16 protein-coding genes and 1 pseudogene are annotated in these 18,786 nt (G+C 63.9%); 9 read left to right on the forward strand and 8 right to left on the reverse strand.

The window, feature by feature from the left end; genetic code table 11:
- Window position 1: 1 nt before the first annotated feature.
- From mrdA to lipB, 7 genes are all read left to right on the forward strand, one after another.
- The gene (gene mrdA, locus OEG79_RS03600; protein ID WP_264147470.1) at window positions 2-1,894 is read left to right on the forward strand and encodes a penicillin-binding protein 2; all 1,893 of its coding nucleotides are present in this window, start codon (window positions 2-4) and stop codon (window positions 1,892-1,894) included.
- A gap of 38 nt (window positions 1,895-1,932) precedes the next feature.
- Window positions 1,933-3,036: a rod shape-determining protein RodA gene (gene rodA / locus OEG79_RS03605; RefSeq protein ID WP_264148666.1), complete on the forward strand. Its 1,104-nt coding sequence runs from the start codon at window positions 1,933-1,935 to the stop codon at window positions 3,034-3,036.
- Window positions 3,037-3,054: 18 nt separating this feature from the next.
- Window positions 3,055-4,065, forward strand: a complete 1,011-nt coding sequence (gene mltB, locus OEG79_RS03610) for a lytic murein transglycosylase B (RefSeq protein WP_264147471.1) — start codon at window positions 3,055-3,057, stop codon at window positions 4,063-4,065.
- The gene (locus OEG79_RS03615) at window positions 4,062-5,075 is read left to right on the forward strand and encodes a septal ring lytic transglycosylase RlpA family protein (protein ID WP_264147472.1); all 1,014 of its coding nucleotides are present in this window, start codon (window positions 4,062-4,064) and stop codon (window positions 5,073-5,075) included. The genes mltB and OEG79_RS03615 overlap by 4 nt, the downstream gene beginning before the upstream one ends.
- 108 nt (window positions 5,076-5,183) lie before the next feature.
- Window positions 5,184-6,359, forward strand: coding sequence for a D-alanyl-D-alanine carboxypeptidase family protein (locus OEG79_RS03620; RefSeq protein WP_264147473.1), 1,176 nt, complete (start codon window positions 5,184-5,186; stop codon window positions 6,357-6,359).
- A gap of 218 nt (window positions 6,360-6,577) precedes the next feature.
- Complete coding sequence (locus tag OEG79_RS03625) at window positions 6,578-6,856, forward strand: DUF493 domain-containing protein (protein ID WP_021441829.1); 279 nt, start codon at window positions 6,578-6,580, stop codon at window positions 6,854-6,856.
- Window positions 6,857-6,861: 5 nt separating this feature from the next.
- A complete protein-coding gene (gene lipB, locus OEG79_RS03630) occupies window positions 6,862-7,479 on the forward strand; it encodes a lipoyl(octanoyl) transferase LipB (protein WP_264147474.1) in 618 nt (205 codons plus the stop codon).
- Window positions 7,480-7,543: 64 nt separating this feature from the next.
- Here lipB and lipA read toward each other — a convergent pair whose 3' ends face one another.
- The 6 genes and pseudogenes from lipA to leuS form a co-directional block, all read right to left on the reverse strand.
- Entirely contained in the window at window positions 7,544-8,596 is a 1,053-nt protein-coding gene (lipA, locus tag OEG79_RS03635) for a lipoyl synthase (RefSeq protein ID WP_264147475.1), read from the reverse strand.
- A 113-nt stretch (window positions 8,597-8,709) separates the two neighbouring features.
- Complete coding sequence (locus OEG79_RS03640) at window positions 8,710-9,966, reverse strand: lytic murein transglycosylase (protein ID WP_264147476.1); 1,257 nt, start codon at window positions 9,964-9,966, stop codon at window positions 8,710-8,712.
- An 81-nt stretch (window positions 9,967-10,047) separates the two neighbouring features.
- A pseudogene (gene arfA, locus OEG79_RS03645) lies at window positions 10,048-10,194 on the reverse strand (alternative ribosome rescue factor ArfA); the annotation flags it as partial.
- Between the two features lie 124 nt (window positions 10,195-10,318).
- On the reverse strand, window positions 10,319-11,353 hold the full coding sequence (gene holA / locus OEG79_RS03650) for a DNA polymerase III subunit delta (RefSeq protein WP_264147477.1): 1,035 nt from the start codon (window positions 11,351-11,353) through the stop codon (window positions 10,319-10,321).
- Window positions 11,354-11,407: 54 nt separating this feature from the next.
- Window positions 11,408-12,019, reverse strand: a complete 612-nt coding sequence (lptE, locus tag OEG79_RS03655; protein WP_264147478.1) for an LPS assembly lipoprotein LptE — start codon at window positions 12,017-12,019, stop codon at window positions 11,408-11,410.
- Window positions 12,020-12,072: 53 nt separating this feature from the next.
- The gene (gene leuS, locus OEG79_RS03660; RefSeq protein ID WP_264147479.1) at window positions 12,073-14,685 is read right to left on the reverse strand and encodes a leucine--tRNA ligase; all 2,613 of its coding nucleotides are present in this window, start codon (window positions 14,683-14,685) and stop codon (window positions 12,073-12,075) included.
- Window positions 14,686-14,863: 178 nt separating this feature from the next.
- Here leuS and OEG79_RS03665 point away from each other — a divergent pair, with 178 nt between their 5' ends.
- Together OEG79_RS03665 and OEG79_RS03670 are read left to right on the forward strand one after the other, a co-directional pair.
- Entirely contained in the window at window positions 14,864-15,292 is a 429-nt protein-coding gene (locus OEG79_RS03665) for a hypothetical protein (protein ID WP_264147480.1), read from the forward strand.
- 79 nt (window positions 15,293-15,371) lie between these two features.
- Window positions 15,372-16,142: a YdcF family protein gene (locus OEG79_RS03670; RefSeq protein ID WP_264147481.1), complete on the forward strand. Its 771-nt coding sequence runs from the start codon at window positions 15,372-15,374 to the stop codon at window positions 16,140-16,142.
- Window positions 16,143-16,296: 154 nt separating this feature from the next.
- On the opposite strand, the gene lnt is transcribed toward OEG79_RS03670, so the two are convergent.
- Together lnt and OEG79_RS03680 are read right to left on the reverse strand one after the other, a co-directional pair.
- Window positions 16,297-17,820: an apolipoprotein N-acyltransferase gene (lnt, locus tag OEG79_RS03675; RefSeq protein WP_264147482.1), complete on the reverse strand. Its 1,524-nt coding sequence runs from the start codon at window positions 17,818-17,820 to the stop codon at window positions 16,297-16,299.
- Between the two features lie 91 nt (window positions 17,821-17,911).
- Complete coding sequence (locus tag OEG79_RS03680) at window positions 17,912-18,751, reverse strand: HlyC/CorC family transporter (RefSeq protein WP_264147483.1); 840 nt, start codon at window positions 18,749-18,751, stop codon at window positions 17,912-17,914.
- Between the last annotated feature and the right edge of the window lie 35 nt (window positions 18,752-18,786).

Below are 18,786 nucleotides of genomic sequence, written 5' to 3' on the forward strand. Positions count from 1 at the left end.
CATGCCGCAGCCGATTCGCCTCAAGGATCACGAAAAGGACGCTCGCCTGGTCAAGCGCCGGGTGCTGGTCGGCGGCGTGGTGATCATCCTGCTGACCTGCGTGCTGATCATGCGCATGTATTACCTGCAGGTGATCCAGTACGAGCATCACAGCACCCTGGCGGAGAACAACCGCATCCACGTGCAGCCGCTGCCGCCGACTCGCGGGCTGATCTTCGATCGCAACGGCGTGATCATCGCCGACAACCGTCCCAGCTTCAGCCTGACCGTGACCCGTGAGCGTGCCGGTGACTGGCTCAGCGTGCTCGATACGGTGGTCGAGGTACTGGAGCTCAGCGAAGACGAGCGGGAACTGTTCGAGCGTCGTGTGCGTCAGGGGCGGCGTCCGTTCGAGCCGGTGCCGATCCTCTTCGAGCTGAGCGAGGAGCAGATCGCCCGCATTGCGGTCAACCAGTTCCGCCTGCCCGGTGTCGAAGTGGCGGCGCAGCTGGTGCGGCACTATCCGCAGAAGGAGCATTTCGCCCATTCGGTCGGTTACGTCGGACGCATCAACGAGCAGGAGCTCAAGCGCCTCGACCCGACTGACTACGCCGGCACGCACCATATCGGCAAGACCGGTATCGAGCGCTTCTACGAGGACGAACTGCACGGCGAAGTTGGCTATGAGGAAGTCGAGACCAATGCGCGCGGGCGCGTGCTGCGCGTGCTCAATCGCATCGATCCGAAGCCGGGCAAGGACATTGTCCTCAGCCTCGACGTGCATCTGCAGGAGGCCGCAGAAAACGCTCTGGGCGGCCGTCGTGGTGCGGTGGTGGCCATCGACCCGAACAATGGTGAAGTGCTGGCGATGGTCAGTCAGCCGAGTTTCGACCCCAACCCCTTCGTCACCGGCATCAGTTTCAAGGCTTACGGCGAGCTGCGCGACTCCATCGACCAGCCGCTGTACAACCGCGTGCTGCGCGGCCTTTACCCGCCCGGCTCGACCATCAAGCCGATGGTGGCGGTGGCCGGTCTGGATGCCGGGGTCGTCACTCCCACCTCGCGGGTGTTCGACCCGGGCTTCTACCAGCTGCCCAACCACAGTCACAAGTACCGCAACTGGAACCGCAACGGTGACGGCTGGGTGGATCTGAACCTGGCGATTGCCCGTTCCAACGACACCTATTTCTACGATCTGGCGCACAAGATGGGCGTCGATCGCATGCACGACTACATGAGCCGCTTCGGCCTCGGCCAGCGTGTGGCGCTGGACATGTTCGAGGAAACCGCCGGTCTGATGCCTTCGCGCGACTGGAAACGGGCGCGGTACCGCCAGCCCTGGTATCCGGGTGAGACGCTGATTCTCGGCATTGGCCAGGGCTACATGCAGACCACGCCGCTACAACTGGCGCAGGCCACCACATTGATGGCCACGCGCGGCAAATGGATTCGCCCGCATCTGGCCAAGAGTGTCGATGGCCGGCTGCCCGTGGATCCCAACCCGATGCCGGATATCGTGCTGCGTGACCCGAAATTCTGGGACTACGGCATTCATGGCATGGAAGAAGTGCTGCACGGTGCCCGTGGCACCGCGCGCAAGGTGGGTGACAGCGCGGTCTATCGCATCGCCGGCAAGAGCGGCACGGCGCAGGTGGTGGCGATCAAGCAGGGCGAGAAGTATGACCGCAACAAGGTGCAGGAGCGCCACCGCGATCACGCCCTGTTCGTCGGTTTTGCACCCGCCAATAACCCGCAGATAGCCGTCGCGGTGATGGTGGAGAACGGCGAGTCCGGCTCCGGTGTCGCGGCTCCGGTGGTCAAGCAGGTGATGGATGCCTGGCTGCTGGACGGGGAAACCGGCCAGCTCAAGACCGAGTTCGCGATGCCCAAGCCTGCCGAGGTCAGCCAACGATGATGAGCAATTTCGACCGCACCCTGTCCGACGAGGATGTACTGCGCCGTCGTGCCAGCCTGCTGCGGCGCATGCATATCGATGGCTGGTTGCTGTTGCTGCTGCTGATTCTGGGCACCGGCAGTCTGTTCATCCTCTACTCGGCCAGCGGCAAGAACATCGACCTGTTGCTCAAGCAGGCGTCCTCGTTCGGCATCGGCATGCTCGCTGTGGTGGTGATCGCCCAGTTCGACCCGCGCTTCATGGCGCGCTGGGTGCCGCTGGCCTATGTGATCGGGGTGGCACTGCTGACGGTGGTGGAGGTGATGGGACACACGGCGATGGGGGCCACGCGCTGGATCAACATCCCGGGGGTGATCCGCTTTCAGCCCTCGGAGCTGATGAAGATCATCATGCCGATGACCATCGCCTGGTACCTGTCACGACACAATCTGCCGCCGCGCTTCAAGCACATTGCCGTCAGTCTGGTGATGATCGGCATCCCCTTCGTGCTGATCGTCAAACAGCCGGACCTGGGTACCTCGCTGCTGATCCTCGCCTCCGGCGCCTTCGTCATCTTCATGGCCGGCCTGCAGTGGCGCTGGATCCTAGGCGCCGCCGCCGCCGTGGTGCCGATCGCAGTGGGCATGTGGTACTTCGTCATGCACGACTACCAGAAACGCCGGGTGCTGACCTTTCTCAACCCGGAGAGCGACCCGCTGGGGTCGGGCTGGAACATCATCCAGTCGAAGGCGGCCATCGGCTCCGGCGGGGTACTGGGCAAGGGCTGGCTGCTGGGCACCCAGTCGCACCTGGACTTTTTGCCGGAAAGCCATACCGACTTTATCATTGCCGTACTGGCCGAGGAGTTCGGCCTGGTTGGTGTCTGTTTGTTGCTGTTGATGTATCTGCTGTTGCTTGCCCGCGGCCTGGTGATTACCGTCCAGGCCCAGACGCTGTTCGGCAAGCTGCTGGCCGGGGCGCTGACCATGACCTTCTTCGTTTACGTATTCGTCAACATCGGCATGGTCAGCGGGCTGCTGCCGGTGGTTGGGGTGCCGCTACCATTCATTAGCTACGGCGGAACCCATCTGGTCACGCTGTTGTCAGGCTTCGGGATATTGATGGCGATCCACACCCACAGAAAGTGGATCGCTCAGGTTTGATTTGGGGGTTTTGAGTTAATGCATTCTTTGCGCAGTTGGGCGGCTCGTACGTTCATCGGTGTCGGTATCGCCGGCATCCTCGGCAGCAGCGCCCAGGCGTTGGCGGCTGACTACCAGAACTCTCCGCAGGTGGCCGAGTTCGTCGAGGAAATGACCCGTGACTACGGTTTCGCCAGCGAGCAGCTGTATGGCCTGTTCGCCGATGTCGAGCGCAAGCAGGCGATTCTCGATGCGATCTCGCGCCCGGCCGAGAAGGTCAAACCTTGGAAGGAATACCGGCCGATCTTCATCACCGACAAGCGCATCGCTCAGGGCGTGGAGTTCTGGAACAGGAACCAGGCTGCGCTGGAGAAGGCCGAGGCCGAGTATGGCGTCGCACCGCAGTTCATCGTCGCCATCATTGGCGTAGAGACCTTCTACGGCGCCAATACCGGTAACTGGAGAGTGATGGATGCGCTGTCCACTCTGGCCTTCGATTACCCGCCGCGTGCACCGTTCTTTCGCAAGGAGCTGCGCGAGTTTCTCATGCTGACCCGTGAGGAGCAGGTCGATCCGCTTTCGCTCAAGGGCTCCTACGCCGGTGCCATGGGCCTGCCGCAGTTCATGCCGAGCAGCTTCCGCGCCTATGCCGTGGACTTCGACGGTGACGGCCACATCAACATCTGGAGCAATCCGACCGATGCCATCGGCAGCGTCGCCAGCTATTTCAAACGTCACGGCTGGCAGGCCGGTAGCCAGGTCGCCAGTCGCGTCGAAGTCAGCGGTGCGCGGGTCGAGGAAGGCCTGACCCAGGGCCTCGATCCGGTGAAGAACGTCGCCGAATTGCGTGAGCTGGGCTGGGCGAGTCAGGACGCGCTGGCCGAGGACCTGCCGGTGACGGCGTTTCGTCTGGAGGGCGCCGAAGGCGACGAATACTGGTTCGGTTTGCCCAACTTCTTCACCATCACCCGCTACAATCGCAGCGTGATGTATGCCATGGCGGTCAACCAACTGGCTGAGCTGCTGGTCGAAGCACGGGGTAATCGATGAGTGCGTCCAAACTGCTGCCGCTGGCAGCCTGCGTAGCGGCAGCACTGTTGCTGGTGAGCTGCTCTTCCAATCGGGCACCGCAGCCTGCGGTAGTTCCCGGCCAGTCCGCCGGCATTTCCGGTCCGAATGATTTCAACCGCCCGCATCGCGATGGCGCGCCCTGGTGGGACGTCGACGTCTCGAAGATTCAGGACGCCGTTCCGATGCCGCACTACGGGCCGGTCAAGGCCAGCCCCTATGTGGTGTTCGGCAAGCAGTACTACCCGATTCAGGATGCGCGCCGCTATCAGGCAGTCGGTCCTGCCTCCTGGTACGGCACCAAGTTCCACGGTCAGGCCACGGCCAACGGCGAAACCTACGACCTGTACGGCATGACCGCGGCGCACAAGACGCTGCCGCTGCCCAGTTACGTACGGGTGACCAATCTGGAGAACGGCAAGAGTGTGATCCTGCGGGTCAACGACCGCGGCCCGTTCTACTCCGACCGCATCATCGACCTGTCCTTCGCTGCGGCGAAGAAGCTCGGCTATGCCGAGAAGGGCACCGCGCGGGTCAAGGTGGAAGGTATCGACCCCCATGAGTGGTGGGCACAGCAGGGCCGTCCGGTGCCGCTGGTGCTGGCCAACAACCAGCCAGCCAAGTCCGCCGTGGCCCAGCCCGTTGCGCAGCCGGCGCCACAGGTCGTTGAGCAGTACGCACCGCCGCCCGCCCAGCACGCCGCTGCGGTGGTGCCGGTGCAGATCGACGCAAAAAAAAACGATTCACTCGGAGCCTCTGGCCTGTATCTCCAGGTGGGAGCCTTCGCCAATCCGGACGCTGCGGAGCTGCTCAAGTCCAAGCTGACCCAGACCAGCAGTGTGCCGGTGTTCATCAGCTCAGTAGTGCGCGACCAGCAGATACTGCACCGGGTCCGAATGGGACCGATCAGCAACCAGGGCGAGGCTGAACAGCTGCAGAGCAGCGTGCGCCTGGCCAACCTCGGGCAGCCCACGCTGGTGCGCGCCGACTGATGGCAACTTAACCGGCTTTTGCCGGACTAATCCGAGACTTGCCTGCTGGCGAGTCGAAAGATGGCCCTTCGGGGCCGTACAACCCATGCAACGATTTTCGAGAGACGGATGAACATCACCAGCTTCGTGCAACGTGCTTCACTGGTTCTTACCCTTCTGGTCGCGCCGCTCGTCATGGCCAATCAGCAGGTGGTGCCTGCGGCGCCGCAACTGGCCGCCAAGTCCTACGTTCTGATGGACGCCGCCAGCGGCAATATCCTGGTCGAGAACAACGGCGACCAGCGCCTGCCGCCAGCCAGCCTGACCAAGTTGATGACCGCCTATATCGCCACCCTGGAAATCCGTAATGGCAAGATCGGCGAGCAGGATCTGGTACCAGTCAGCGAGCATGCCTGGCGTACCGGTGGTGCCGCTTCCGGTGGTTCCACCATGTTCTTGCCGCTCAACAGCCAGGCTACGGTCAGCGACCTGCTGCACGGCATCATCATCCAGTCCGGCAACGACGCCAGCATCGCCATCGCCGAATACATCGCCGGTAGCGAAGACGCCTTCGCCGACATGATGAATGCCACCGCCGAACGACTGGGCATGAAGAACAGCCACTTCATGAACGCCACCGGCCTGCCGCATCCCGAGCACTACTCCAGTGCCCATGACATGGCGATCCTGGCCCGCGCGATCATCAACGAAGACGCCGAACACTATGCGATCTACTCGCAGAAGGAGTTCCTCTGGAACAACATCAAGCAGCCCAACCGCAACCTGCTGCTGTGGCGTGACCGCACCGTCGATGGTCTGAAGACCGGCCACACCTCCGAGGCCGGCTACTGTCTGGTGGCTTCGGCCGTGCGCGATGGCGCGCGCATGATCACCTCGGTATTCGGTACCGACAGCGAACAGGCCCGTGCTGCTGAAACTCAGAAGCTGCTGACCTACGGCTTCCGCTTCTTCGAAAGCCGTACCTTCTATCAGAAGGGCACCGAGCTGGCCCAGGCCACCGTGTGGAAAGGTACCGCGAATCAGGTCAAGGCCGGCCTGGCCGAAGACCTGACCCTGACCATGCCCAAAGGCCAGTTGGAAAAGCTGCAGGCCAGCATGACGCTCAACCCGCAACTGATCGCTCCGGTCCAGCAGGGCGATGTGATCGGCAAGGTTGAAGTCAAACTGGGCGACGAGGTGGTGCGCAGCACCGACCTGGTAGCGTTGCAGTCGGTAGACGAGGGCGGCCTGCTGCGTCGCCTGTGGGACAGCATCCGTCTGTTCTTCTACGGCCTGTTCAACTGAGCGCAAATGCCGACAGCGAGCGACGTTTTCGCTGAGCATTGAAAATGGCGGAGCAGGGCCCATTTACGTACTGTAAAGGGTGCTGCTCCGCCGTTTCATTCAGCCTGCTTCGGGCTTGCCGCGCCTTGTACTGACCGCCTCGTCGAGGCGCCTGACTTATCCAGTCCGCTCCAGTCCGGGGCGGCCCTTTCTGGACGGGCCATGAGCCCGCTGATGACATGACCGATAGCGACGTTCAAGCACCCAAAATCGAGTTCCCCTGCGAGCGTTACCCGATCAAGGTAATAGGCACCGCCGGCGAAGGCTTCTCTGATCTGGTGATCGAAGTGATCCAGCGCCACGCACCGGATCTGGATGCCTCCACCCTGGTGATGCGAGACAGCCGCAACGGCAACTTCCTCTCCGTGCAGGTCCTGATCACCGCGACCAGTGTCGAACAACTGCAGGCGATTCACGTCGACCTGCGTGCGACCGGCCGCGTGCATATGGTGCTGTGATACCCATGCCCGAGCTCGTCGTCCGTCATCTCGGTCTGGTCGACTACCAGCCTACCCTGGAAGCCATGCGCACGCTGACGCGCGAGCGTGATGCGCAGACGCCGGATGAAATCTGGCTGCTGCAGCACCCCAGGGTTTTCACCCAGGGCCAGGCCGGCAAGGCTGAGCATCTGTTGGCGCCTGGTGATATTCCGGTGATTCAGGTCGAGCGTGGCGGTCAGGTGACCTATCACGGGCCAGGCCAGCTGGTGGCCTATCTGATGCTCGATCTGCGTCGCCTCGACCTTGGTGTGCGCGAACTGGTCACGGCCATGGAGCAGAGCCTGGTCGATCTGCTGGCCGGCTATGGCATCGAGGCCGCGCCCAAGGCGGATGCTCCGGGTGTTTACGTGGCAGGCGACAAGATCGCATCCCTGGGGCTGCGCGTCAGCCGTGGCTGTTCCTTCCATGGCTTGGCGCTGAACGTCGACATGGACATGACGCCCTTTCTGCGCATCAATCCGTGCGGTTACGCCGGGCTGAAGATGGTGCAGATGCGCGACCTGCTGCAAGCGCCGCCTGCATTCGACGAGGTGGCGCAAAGGCTGGAACAGACTCTGCGCCAGAGGCTGGGATATCAGTAGGCGTTAGTCCGAGGAAACAGAAAGGGGCGCCATGGCGCCCCTTTCGTTTATCCGGCAACTGTAGTCAGTTCAGATTCAGTGCCGGAATCAGGCTGGCGTCGATCTCCTGGCCAGGCACCGGTACCGGTGCGGCGAGGCCCAGGTTGTTCTTCTCGAACACGCGGTCGGCTCGGTAGCTGGAACGCACCAGCGGGCCGGCGGCGACTTCCATGAAGCCCTTCTCCAGGCCGATGTCACGCAAGCGGTTGAACTCCTCGGGGCTGACCCAGCGCTGCACCTTGAGGTGGTTGCGGGTCGGCTGCAGGTACTGGCCGAGGGTGAGGATGTCCACGCCGATGGCGCGCAGGTCATCCATGGTCTCGAAAATCTCCTCGTCGGTTTCTCCCAGGCCCAGCATCAGGCTGGTCTTGGTCAGCACGTCGGGGCGATGCTTCTTGGCGTGCTCGAGTACCTTGAGGGTTTTCTCGTAGCCGGCGCGCGGGTCGCGGACCACATGAGTGAGGCGTTTGACCGTCTCGACGTTCTGCGCGAAGACTTCCAGGCCGGAGTCGACGACGCGTTCGATGGCCTGGTGGTCGCCATCGAAGTCCGGGGTGAGAGCCTCGACCACCACATGCGGGGTGTTCTCCTTGATCGCCCGTACGCAGGCAGCGTAATGCCCGGCGCCGCCATCTTCCAGATCGTCACGGTCCACCGAGGTCAGCACGATGTAACGCAGGGCCATCAGCTCCACCGACTTGGCGGTGTTCTGCGGCTCTTCAAGGTCCAGCCAGCCATTGGGATTGCCGGTGTCCACGGCGCAGAAGCGGCAGGCGCGGGTACATACCGAACCCATCAGCATGATGGTGGCGGTACCGTTGGACCAGCACTCGCCCATGTTCGGGCAATGCGACTCCTGGCACACGGTGCTCAGGCGGTGTTCGCCAACGTTGCGCTTGACCGCCTCGAAGCGGCTGCCACCCGGCGCCTTGACCCGCAGCCACTTGGGCTTGGGCTCGAAAACCTGGGGTTCGGCCGAGGCACGGCGCTTCTGACCATCCTTGATCGCAGTGATGCCTTGGGCGGTGCGGAATTTTTCGCCGCTGGCGACGGATTTGGGCGAGGAGGTATCGGACATCGGAAATCTGGGCTCCGGTAGAGGCTCCGTGGGCAGGTGGCTTTTGGCCGCCCGCCAGTCTACCACAGAAGGTGTATGCAGACGCTGAGGCCGTCTGTCGACAAACACGGCCCTCAGCGGGTGCGCAGTTGCTGCAGCAGCTCGGCGTTCGGATAGCCGTCGGCAGGCCAGTTCAGTTGCAGCTGCAGGGCTCGGATGGCCTTGCGCGTGTTGGCGCCGATGATGCCGTCAGCCGGGCCCGGATCGAAGCCCGCCTTGGCCAGGCGCTCCTGCAGCTCGATGCGTTCGCTGCGACCCAGTTGGCGTTCGCCGCGTGGCCACTGCCCTTTGATCTCGCTCGGGCGCAGCAGATTATCGGCGAGCAGGCCGATGGCCAGCGCATAGGAGGTGGAGTTGTTGTACTTGAGAATGCTGCGGAAGTTGTCCAACAGCAGGAAGGCCGGGCCCTTGTGGCCGGCAGGTAGCTGCAGGCTGGCGCGGGCGCTGGCGGCTGCGCCGGTCGGCCCCAGCGGGCGCACGCCGAGTGCCGCCCATTCGGTGAGTGTACGGCGCTGGTCCGGGTCGGCCAGGGAGTAGTCGAAACCGGCCGGCAGATTGACCTCGAAGCCCCAGGGTTGGCCGTGCTGCCACCCTGAAGCCTGCAGGTAGTGAGCGGCCGAGGCCAGGGCGTCAGTCGAGGAGTTCCACAGGTCGCGCTTGCCGTCGCCGTCGAAATCAACCGCATGCTGGTTGTAGGTGGTCGGCATGAACTGGGTCTGCCCCATGGCGCCGGCCCAGGAGCCGATCATGCGCTCGCTGGATATGTCACCGTTCTGCAGAATCTGCAGCGCGGCCAGCAACTGAACCCGCCAGAAGCCCTGGCGGCGACCGTCGTAAGCCAGCGTCGCGAGGGAGCGGATCACGCTGTGGCTGCCGATGTTGTTGCCGAAGTTGCTTTCAAGGCCCCAGATAGCCACCAGAATCCGCGCATCGACACCATACTGCTGTTCGATGCGTTGCAGCACGCCATTGTGCTGTGCCAGCAGGACGCGACCGCGGCCAATACGGCTGGAGGAAACGGCGCCGTCGAGATATTCCCATACCGGCCGGGTGAATTCGGGCTGACTGCTGTCAGCCTTCAGTACTGCCGGGTCGAGGGTGACGCCGGCGAATACGCGATCGAACAGCGCAGCGTCGATACCGGCGGCAATCGCTTCGCTGCGCAGCGTCTGGCGCCAATCGGCGAAGCTGGGCAGCGGCGCTTCGGCCGTGGTCTGAATCGCAGCCGGAGGCATTGCGGTGGGCAGGTTCTCCGCCGGCGCCTGGGCGCAGGCCGCCAGCAGAAGGAGAGGAAGCAGAGCCAGGGCGCGACGCGGAAGCTGGTGTGGCATGTCTATCTCAAGGCGTTTAAGCATGCCGCTACCTTAGCATGCCCGGACCGGATTCTGGGCGACCTGCGCAGTGATGAAGCCCATAAAGCAAGAAGCCTCCCAATTGTGGGAGGCTTCGCGGCGGTAGCTGCCTTTGCCTTTCTGTGGTCGTTCCTGGCGGGAACGAAACAGTGGCTGGGCGACGATGGATTTGGCCTTGTTCGGCCGTTTGCCGGCTTTCTTGCTCATGGCGTTTCCTCATGCGAGTGTCTGCGCCAATGCAGACGGCGCGGACTATGCGCCGCTGTACAGAAAATGTCCAGATGGTGCCCGGCGCAGGCACTCTTGCGCAGGGCTACCCGCCGGAACCGGATTACGGATTCAGACGCAGCCGCTGACCGGCCAGTTGCAGCGTCAGCAGCGCCAGTTCACTCCACGGATCGCCGGGCGCCTGGCCCTTGATCTGCGCATCGATCAGCTGCGCCTGCTGCAGCAGTTGACCCCAGCGCTTGCTGCTGTGGCGCTGCAGGGCCTTGGAAACCAGCGGCCGGCGTTTGTCCCAGACGGGCGGGCGAGCACTGGAGAAGGCCTTGTCCAGGGGGATGCCCTGGCTCTGCTGATGGGCGATGCCGGCCAGCAGGCGAATCTCCCGGGCCAGCGCCCAGAGAATAACCGGGGTTTCCACGCCTTCGCCGCGCAGTCCTTCGAGCATGCGCAGGGCATGTGCGGCATCGCCACCCAGCGCGCAATCGATCAGGCCGAAGACGTCGAAGCGGGCACTGTCGGCCACGGCTGCCTGAACGGTTTCGGCATCGACCTGATTGCCCTCGGCGAGCAGCTTGAGCTTCTCCACTTCCTGAGCCGCGGCCAGCAGGTTGCCTTCCACCCGGGCGGCGATCATTTCCACCGCGTCGCTGCTGGCATTCAGGCCGGCCTGAGCCAGGCGCTGGCGAATCCATTGCGGCAACTGGTTGGCGTCCACTGGCCAGATCTGGATGAACTGGCTGGCCTGGCCGTCGATCAGCGCCTTGGCCCATTTGGATTTCTGCGCGCTGCCGTCGAGCTTGGGTAGGCTCAGCAGCAGGACGGTGTCCTCCGGCGGGCGGGCCAGGTACTCCAGCAGCGCTGCCGTGCCCTTGTCCCCCGGCTTGCCGGAGGGCAGGCGCAGCTCCAGCAGTCGTTTTTCGGCGAACAGCGAGAGGCTGGCGCCCGCCTGCAGCAGGTTGCCCCAGTCGAAGTTGGCTTCGGCATTGAACACCTGGCGCTCGCCAAAACCCTGCTGACGGCAGGCGTTGCGGATGGCGTCGGCGGCTTCCTGGCAGAGCAGCGGCTCGTCACCGCTGACTGCATAGACAGGCGCAAGCGAACCCTGCAGGTGTTTGCCGAGTTGCGCGGGGGCGAGCTTCATCGGGGTGCTGTCATGAGGTGAGCAGGCATGGGGCCGCAGGAGCGGCCCGGTACCTTACTGGCTCGGCAGTTCGATTGGCGATTGCTGCGGTGCGACCTGGCTCTCGCGAGCACGGCGAGCCGCTTCCAGCGCTTCTGCCTCTGCCCTGGCGCGGGCTTCGGCAGTCTGCTGCAGCTGGTCGAGTTGCTCGGGAGTGATCTGCTGCAGGTTCTGCGTGAGCTGCCGGATCATCTCGCGACGCAGTTCATTACGCAGCTGTGCTGCTTCCTGATCCGAGCCAGCCAGGTTGTTGTCATCCTGCTGATAGTAGTTCTGCACCTCGACCGTGTTGCCGGTCAGCAGCAGGTTCTGCGTGCCGCGGATCTCGTAGTCCAGCACCATGGTCAGCTCGTACTCGGCAGTGCGTGCGCCGCTGCTGAAGCTGGCGCTGCGACGGTTCTCGGTTTCACGAGTGAGCACCAGCTTGTAGGGCGCGCCGGCGTATACGCGAACACCGTTGTTCTCCAGTACTTCACGTACCTGTGTCACGGTTTCGCCGTAAGCATTGCGCGCGCTGACGTCGAGCTCCTTGAGGGCGAACTGCGCATCACCGGTGCCGCGCAGCTGGAAGCCACAGGCGCTGAGCAGGCCGGCCAGGCCGATGACCAGCAGATTCCGTTTCATCATTCTCATTTCCCCTTGGCGGATCACGGCGCCACTCTCTGTGGCGCCGAGCTTAATCAGTTGGCGACGATGTTGACCAGCTTGCCCGGTACCACGATGACCTTGCGGATGCTCAGGCCTTCGGTGAAGCGCAGCACGTTCTCGTTGGCGCGGGCGGCAGCCTCGACGTCCTCGCGGCTGGCGCTGGCCGGTACTTCGATCTGCCCGCGCAGTTTGCCGTTGACCTGCACCACCAGGGTCAGGCTGTCCTGCACCAGGGCGGACTCGTCGACCTGCGGCCACTGCGCATCGATCACCGCGTCGGTGTGACCCAGGCGCTGCCACAGCTCGTGGCTGATGTGCGGGGTGATCGGCGCCAGCAGCAGGGTGACGATCTCCAGGCCTTCGTGCACCAGTGCGCGATCCTGTTCGGTGGCGGTGGCGGCCTTCTCCAGCACGTTCATCAGGGTCATCACCTGAGCGACGGCGGTGTTGAACTTGTGGTGCTGGCCAATATCGTTGCTGGCCTGCTTGATCGCCAGGTGGATGGCGCGGCGCACGGCCTTCTGCTCGTCGTTCAGGCTGGCGACATCCAGCTTGCCCGGCAGACCGGCGCTGACGTGGCCGTGGGCCAGGCGCCAGACGCGGCGCAGGAAACGGTTGGCACCCTCGACGCCGGCGTCCGACCATTCGCAGCTCTGGTCGGGCGGCGAGGCGAACATCATGAACAGGCGGCAGGTATCGGCGCCGTACTGATCGATCATGTCCTGCGGGTCGACGCCGTTGTTCTTCGACTTGGACATCTTCTCGGTGCCGCCGATTTCCACCGGCAGCCCATCGCTCTTCAGCTTGGCGCCGATGACCTTGGCCTTGGCGTCACGCTCGACTTCCACGTCTGCCGGGTTGAACCAGTCCTTGCTGCCGTTTTCCAGGGTGCGGTAGTAGGTCTCGGCGACCACCATGCCCTGGGTCAGCAGGTTCTTGAATGGCTCATTGGATGACACCAGGCCTTCGTCGCGCATCAGCTTGTGGAAGAAGCGCGCGTAGAGCAGGTGCAGGATGGCGTGCTCGATACCGCCGATGTACTGGTCCACCGGCAGCCAGTGGTTGGCCGCTTGCGGGTCGACCATGCCCTTGTCGTAGTTCGGGCTGGCGTAGCGGGCGAAGTACCAGGACGACTCGACGAAGGTATCCATGGTGTCGGTTTCGCGCTTGGCCGGCGCGCCGCATTTCGGGCAGCTGCACTCGTAGAACTCGGGCATTTTCGCCAGCGGCGAGCCGGCGCCGTCCGGCACCACGTCTTCGGGCAGCACCACCGGTAGCTGGTCTTCCGGTACCGGAACGTCACCGCAGCTGTCGCAATGGATGATCGGGATCGGGCAGCCCCAGTAGCGCTGACGGCTGATGCCCCAGTCGCGCAGGCGGAACTGGGTCTTGCGTGCGCCATGCTCGCTGGCTTCCAGATCGCCGACGATGGTGTCGAAGGCAGCCTGGAACTCCAGACCGTCGTACTTGCCGGAATTCACGGTGGTCAGCCCGACCTTGTCGGCGTACCAGTCCTGCCACTGGCTGGCGCTGAAGTCCTTGCCTTCGGCGGCGTAGACCTGAACGATCGGCAGGTCGTACTTGCCTGCGAATTCGAAATCGCGTTCGTCATGCGCCGGCACGGCCATTACCGCACCTTCGCCGTAGCCCCACAGCACGTAGTTGGCGACGAACACCGGCAGCTTGTCGCCGGTCAGCGGGTGGATGACGAACTGGCCGGTAGCCAGACCCTTCTTCTCCATGGTGGCCATATCGGCCTCGGCCACGGAGCCGGCCTTGCATTCGGCGATAAAGGCGGCGATGGCCGGGTTGCCCTCGGCGGCGCGCTGGGCCAGCGGGTGCTCGGCAGCCACGGCCACGTAGGTGGCGCCCATCAGGGTGTCGGGACGGGTCGAGTAGACCTTGAGCTGGCCGTCGATACCGATGCTGTCGACGTCGTAGTCGAACACGATGTCGGCACCGAAGCTCTTGCCGATCCAGTTGCGCTGCATGGTCTTGACCTGTTCCGGCCAGCCATCGAGCTCATCCAGGCTGCTCAGCAGTTCTTCGGCATAAGCGGTGATCTTGAAGTAGTACATCGGGATTTCGCGCTTCTCGATCAGCGCGCCCGAACGCCAACCGCGGCCGTCGATGACCTGCTCGTTGGCCAGTACGGTCTGGTCGACCGGGTCCCAGTTCACGGTGCCGTTCTTGCGGTAGATCACGCCCTTCTCGAACAGGCGGGTGAACAGCCACTGCTCCCAGCGGTAGTAGTCCGGCTTGCAGGTGGTGACTTCGCGGGTCCAGTCGATGGCCAGGCCCAGCGATTTCAGCTGGGACTTCATGTAGGCGATGTTCTCGTAGGTCCATTTGGCCGGTGCTACCTGGTTCTTCATCGCGGCGTTTTCCGCCGGCATGCCGAAGGCGTCCCAGCCCATCGGCTGCAGGACGTTCTTGCCCTGCATGCGCTGGTAACGCGCGATCACGTCGCCGATGGTGTAGTTGCGCACGTGCCCCATGTGCAGCTTGCCGCTGGGGTAGGGGAACATCGACAGGCAGTAGAAGGTGTCCTTGCCAGGCTGTTCGCTGACGACGAAGGATTTCTGCGCGTCCCAGTGGGACTGCGCGGCGGCTTCTATTTCACGGGGCGAGTACTGTTCGTGCATGGCTCTGGCGCTGAAGGAATGGGGCTTGCGGAAAACGTCGTAGCATACATGAGCGCCGTCTATCGAGGGAAACCCAGATTGTGCGGAGGCCGCCGTTTGTCGCGGCGCCGGGCTGGGCGCATGGCCTTCGCTAAGCTTCATTCAAGGCCCGTGGTTGTCAGGGTTCGCGAGGTGGCAGATGGCGGATGCACGGCAGGCGGAACGCGGAGGTGGTCTTTACGAGCGACTGCTGCAACGGCTTGCCCTGGCGCTGGAGGAAGCCGACACCGCCAGTCGCCTGCATGCCGAACCATTGCGCGAACTGGAACTCGACGGTCTCAGCCCGGCGGAACTGGAGCTGATCCGCGCTTACCTCAACCGTGACCTGCACTGGCTGCGCGGCTGGCATGCGGCCGCCGAGGAGCTGGCCCTGATGCAGCGCCAGCCCTTGCGCGCCGGCAAAACTGCAGGGCGCAAGCCGCTGGGCAAGCTCAAGCCTTTGATGAAGCGCCGCCAGGCGCTTTGCTGCGCGCTCTGCGGTACGCCGGTCAACTGGCAGCGCGGGCAGGAGGCGCAAGCCTGTCAGGCCTGTGGTTCGAAGTTGTTTCGCTCCGGCAATTCCCGCTGATCGTACAGCCTCGGGTGGGCATTCGGTCTCACCCGGTTCTCCAGTGAGCTGATAGGCTTGGGCGCCCCGGAGGTGCCTGATGCCGATTCGCTACATCCTCAAACAACTGCTGATGCCGCCAGGCATCCTGCTTCTGCTGATGCTGCTGGGCTGGTGGCTGCGCCGCCGCTTTCCGCGTTTGGCCGGCGCCTGTTTTGCTGCCGGGTTTGGCGGGCTCTGGTTGATGAGTATGCCGGCGCTGATGCAGTGGAGCGCGGGCCTGCTCGAGCGGGAGCCGGTTCTGGACGAGGCGCAGTGGGCGACGTTGGCGCAGCGTGCCGATGCCATCGTGATCCTCGGCGCCGGGCGTGAACAGAATGATCCGGGTTGGGGCGCAACCGATCAGCCCGGGCTGCTGGCCCTGGAGCGTCTGCGCTACGCCGCCCGTCTGGCGCGCGCGTCCGGTCTGCCGCTGGCTGCCAGCGGCGGCCTGCATTATGGTCAGCCGCCCAGTGAGGCAGCGCTGATGGCCGATGCGATGAAGCGCGATTACGGTCTCGATATCCGCTGGCTGGAGGGGAAAAGTCGCACCACCTGGGAGAACGCTATGTTCAGTGCCGAGCTTCTGCAGCCGCAGGGGGTGCGTCGCGTGGTGCTGGTTACGCAGGCCTGGCACATGCCGCGTGCGCGCTGGAGTTTCGAACAGGCCGGTTTCGAGGTGATTACCGCGCCGATGGGCTATCTCAGTGCGGGCTACGAGCGCCCGCTGGGCGGCTGGCTGCCGGAGTCGCGGGTCATCTGGCAAAGCAGTCTGCTGCTCAACGAGTCCATCGGACTGCTCGCCTATCCCTGGGTATACGGCGCTGATTGAGGCTGAACGTTCGCGTAGGAGCGGCTTCAGCCGTGAACGAGGCTGGCGGAGCCTTCCTGGCTGACGCGGAGTGCCGCCCAGCCGCTCCTGCGATTCTGTGATCTGGCGGCTCGATCGCGCTTCAAGGCCTTTTCGGTGTCTCGCTCCGCTGTGTCTACAGCGTCTTGGCCATGCGGCTGGCCAGCAATGCCCAGCCGAGCAGCAGGGCGCAGAGAATCGCCAGCGGCCAGATGCGCCATTGCAGGTAGGGCGTGAGCCCCTGCATCGGCACCACTTCGCCATACAGCACGCCGCGCTCGAACTGCGGCAGCGCAGCCTGGATCCTGCCCTGCGGGTCGATCATCACGGTCATGCCGTTGTTGGTTGCACGGATCATCCAGCGACCGGCCTCCAGTGCGCGCATCTGCGCCATCTGCAGGTGTTGCAGGGGACCGATGGAGGTACCGAACCAGGCGTCATTGCTGACCGTCAGGAGAATGTCGCTGTCCGCCGCCAGCGCGGCTGCAAACTCCGGATAGACCACTTCATAGCAGATGAACGGCGCGATGCGATGACCCTTGGCCAGCAGTGGCGGCTGGTCGGCCGGGCCGCGGGCGAAGTCGGACATGGGCAGGTCGAAGAAGGCGATCAGGCCGCGCAGCAGATCCTGCAGCGGCACGTACTCACCGAACGGTACCAGCTTCTGCTTGAGATAAGTGCCCTGCGCTTCGCCGAAGCTGGTGATGGCGTTGTAATAACGAATCTCCCCGCGCTCGTTGGACTGTCGCACCGGCACTCCGGTGATCAGGGCGCTGTTGCGGTCACGGGCGAAGCGGTCCATCACGCCGATATAGCCCTGGGCCATGTCCTTGAGTACCGGGATCGCCGTTTCCGGCCATACCAGCAGGTCGACCTGTCTGGCGCTGAAGCTGAGATCGCGATACAGCGCCAGCTGCGCGTTGAGCTGGGCCGGGTCCCATTTCAAGTTCTGCTCGACATTGCCCTGTACCGCGGCGACGGTCAGGCTGTCGCCTGCTGCTCGGGTCCAATCGTGATCCTTCAGGGCCAGGCCGGCGAGCCAGGGACTCAGCAGCAGAAACAGGGCGCATAGGTAACGCGGCTTGTGCGCACGCAGGCATTCCAGGTTGATGATCAGCGCAGCCGACAGGGCAATGACGAAGGACGCCAGCCAGACGCCGCCGACCGGTACCAGACCACTCAGGGGGGCCTCGAGCTGGCTGTAGCCGGCGTAGAGCCAGGGGAAACCGGTGAGGAACCAGCCGCGAAACACTTCCTGAGCGACCCATAGCGCGGCGAACGCCAGAGCGTCGGCCAGTGGCGCTTCGCTGCGGCGTATCCAGCGCGCCCAGAGTGCGGCGGTCAGGGCGAAGAACAGACCCAGCCCGGCGACGAAGCCCAGGGTGAGGATGCCGGCCAGCGCCGGCGAGGCGGCACCATAGTCATGAATGCTGACGTACACCCAGCTGGTGCCGGCGGCGAACAGGCCGAAGCCGTAGCTCCAGCCGCGCAGCGCTGCCTGGCCTGGGCGCAGGTGACGCAGGCCGAAGTAGAACAGGGCAATGGACAGCACGGCCAGTGGCCAGAGGTCGAAGGGAGCGAGCGCCAGAGTGGTCAGGGCGCCTGCGCCACAGGCGAGCAGGTGGCCGGGCCAGCCCGGACGGGTGATCCATTGCAGCATGGGTAGATCCTTGGAGTCGGGGTGGCGCAAGGGTAGAGCGGAAACGGCGAAGGGGGAAGCGGCCGCCCTCCATCGGGAGGGCGGCAGTCCGCTAGCGGATGATCGGTGTCAGTCGCAGCAGGTGGATACGACGGCTGTCGGCGCTCAGCACGCGAAAGCGGAATTCGCCGATCTCGGTGACTTCGTTGCGCTTGGGCAGGTGGCCGAAGGCATTCATCACCAGGCCGCCGACGGTGTCGTACTCGTCGTCGGAAAAGTGGCTGTCGAAGGTTTCGTTGAAGTTGTCGATGGGCGTCAGCGCCTTGATCAGGTAGTCGCCGGACGGCAGCGGCTTGATGTAACTGTCTTCCTCGACGTCGTGCTCGTCTTCGATGTCGCCGACGATCTGCTCCAGCACGTCTTCGATGGTTACCAGACCAGCGACGCCGCCGTACTCGTCGATGACCACGGCCATGTGGTTGTGGTTGGCGCGGAACTCGCGCAGCAGTACGTTGAGGCGTTTGGACTCGGGCACGAAGGTGGCTGGACGGAGCATGTCCTTGATGTTGAAGCTGGGCTGTTCGCCCTGCAGGATCAGTGGCAGCAGATCCTTGGCCAGGAGAATGCCGATGACTTCATCGAGGCTCTCGCCGATCACCGGATAGCGCGAGTGCGCGGCGTCGATGATGGCGGGGAGGAAGTCGCGCGGGGTTTGGTTGGCCTTGATGCTGATCATCTGCGAGCGCGGCACCATGATGTCGCGGACCTGCAGGTCCGCGACCTGGATGGCACCTTCGACGATGGCCAGCGCTTCGTTGTCGAGCAGCTTGTTCTGGTGGGCTTCGCGCAGGACTTCCAGCAGTTCCTGGCGGTTTCTCGGCTCATGAGCAAAAGCCTGGGTCAGCTTGTTGAACCAGGACTTCTGCTCGTTGCTCGATCGATCTTCGCTCATGGCGTGTACTCGGGGGTTCCTTGTCAGGAGGCGTT

Origin of the sequence: Pseudomonas sp. Z8(2022), assembly GCF_025837155.1 — a bacterium.
Taxonomy (GTDB): domain Bacteria; phylum Pseudomonadota; class Gammaproteobacteria; order Pseudomonadales; family Pseudomonadaceae; genus Aquipseudomonas.

Bases quoted from the DNA above. Each gene is read 5' to 3' on its own strand.
- mrdA (WP_264147470.1), top strand. From the start codon at position 2: ATGCCGCAGCCGATTCGCCTCAAGGATCACGAAAAGGACGCTCGCCTG.
- mltB (WP_264147471.1), top strand. From the start codon at position 3,055: ATGCATTCTTTGCGCAGTTGGGCGGCTCGTACGTTCATCGGTGTCGGT.
- OEG79_RS03615 (WP_264147472.1), top strand. From the start codon at position 4,062: ATGAGTGCGTCCAAACTGCTGCCGCTGGCAGCCTGCGTAGCGGCAGCA.
- OEG79_RS03620 (WP_264147473.1), top strand. From the start codon at position 5,184: ATGAACATCACCAGCTTCGTGCAACGTGCTTCACTGGTTCTTACCCTT.
- OEG79_RS03625 (WP_021441829.1), top strand. From the start codon at position 6,578: ATGACCGATAGCGACGTTCAAGCACCCAAAATCGAGTTCCCCTGCGAG.
- lipB (WP_264147474.1), top strand. From the start codon at position 6,862: ATGCCCGAGCTCGTCGTCCGTCATCTCGGTCTGGTCGACTACCAGCCT.
- lipA (WP_264147475.1), bottom strand. From the start codon at position 8,596: ATGTCCGATACCTCCTCGCCCAAATCCGTCGCCAGCGGCGAAAAATTC.
- OEG79_RS03640 (WP_264147476.1), bottom strand. From the start codon at position 9,966: ATGCCACACCAGCTTCCGCGTCGCGCCCTGGCTCTGCTTCCTCTCCTT.
- holA (WP_264147477.1), bottom strand. From the start codon at position 11,353: ATGAAGCTCGCCCCCGCGCAACTCGGCAAACACCTGCAGGGTTCGCTT.
- lptE (WP_264147478.1), bottom strand. From the start codon at position 12,019: ATGATGAAACGGAATCTGCTGGTCATCGGCCTGGCCGGCCTGCTCAGC.
- leuS (WP_264147479.1), bottom strand. From the start codon at position 14,685: ATGCACGAACAGTACTCGCCCCGTGAAATAGAAGCCGCCGCGCAGTCC.
- OEG79_RS03665 (WP_264147480.1), top strand. From the start codon at position 14,864: ATGGCGGATGCACGGCAGGCGGAACGCGGAGGTGGTCTTTACGAGCGA.
- OEG79_RS03670 (WP_264147481.1), top strand. From the start codon at position 15,372: ATGCCGATTCGCTACATCCTCAAACAACTGCTGATGCCGCCAGGCATC.
- lnt (WP_264147482.1), bottom strand. From the start codon at position 17,820: ATGCTGCAATGGATCACCCGTCCGGGCTGGCCCGGCCACCTGCTCGCC.
- OEG79_RS03680 (WP_264147483.1), bottom strand. From the start codon at position 18,751: ATGAGCGAAGATCGATCGAGCAACGAGCAGAAGTCCTGGTTCAACAAG.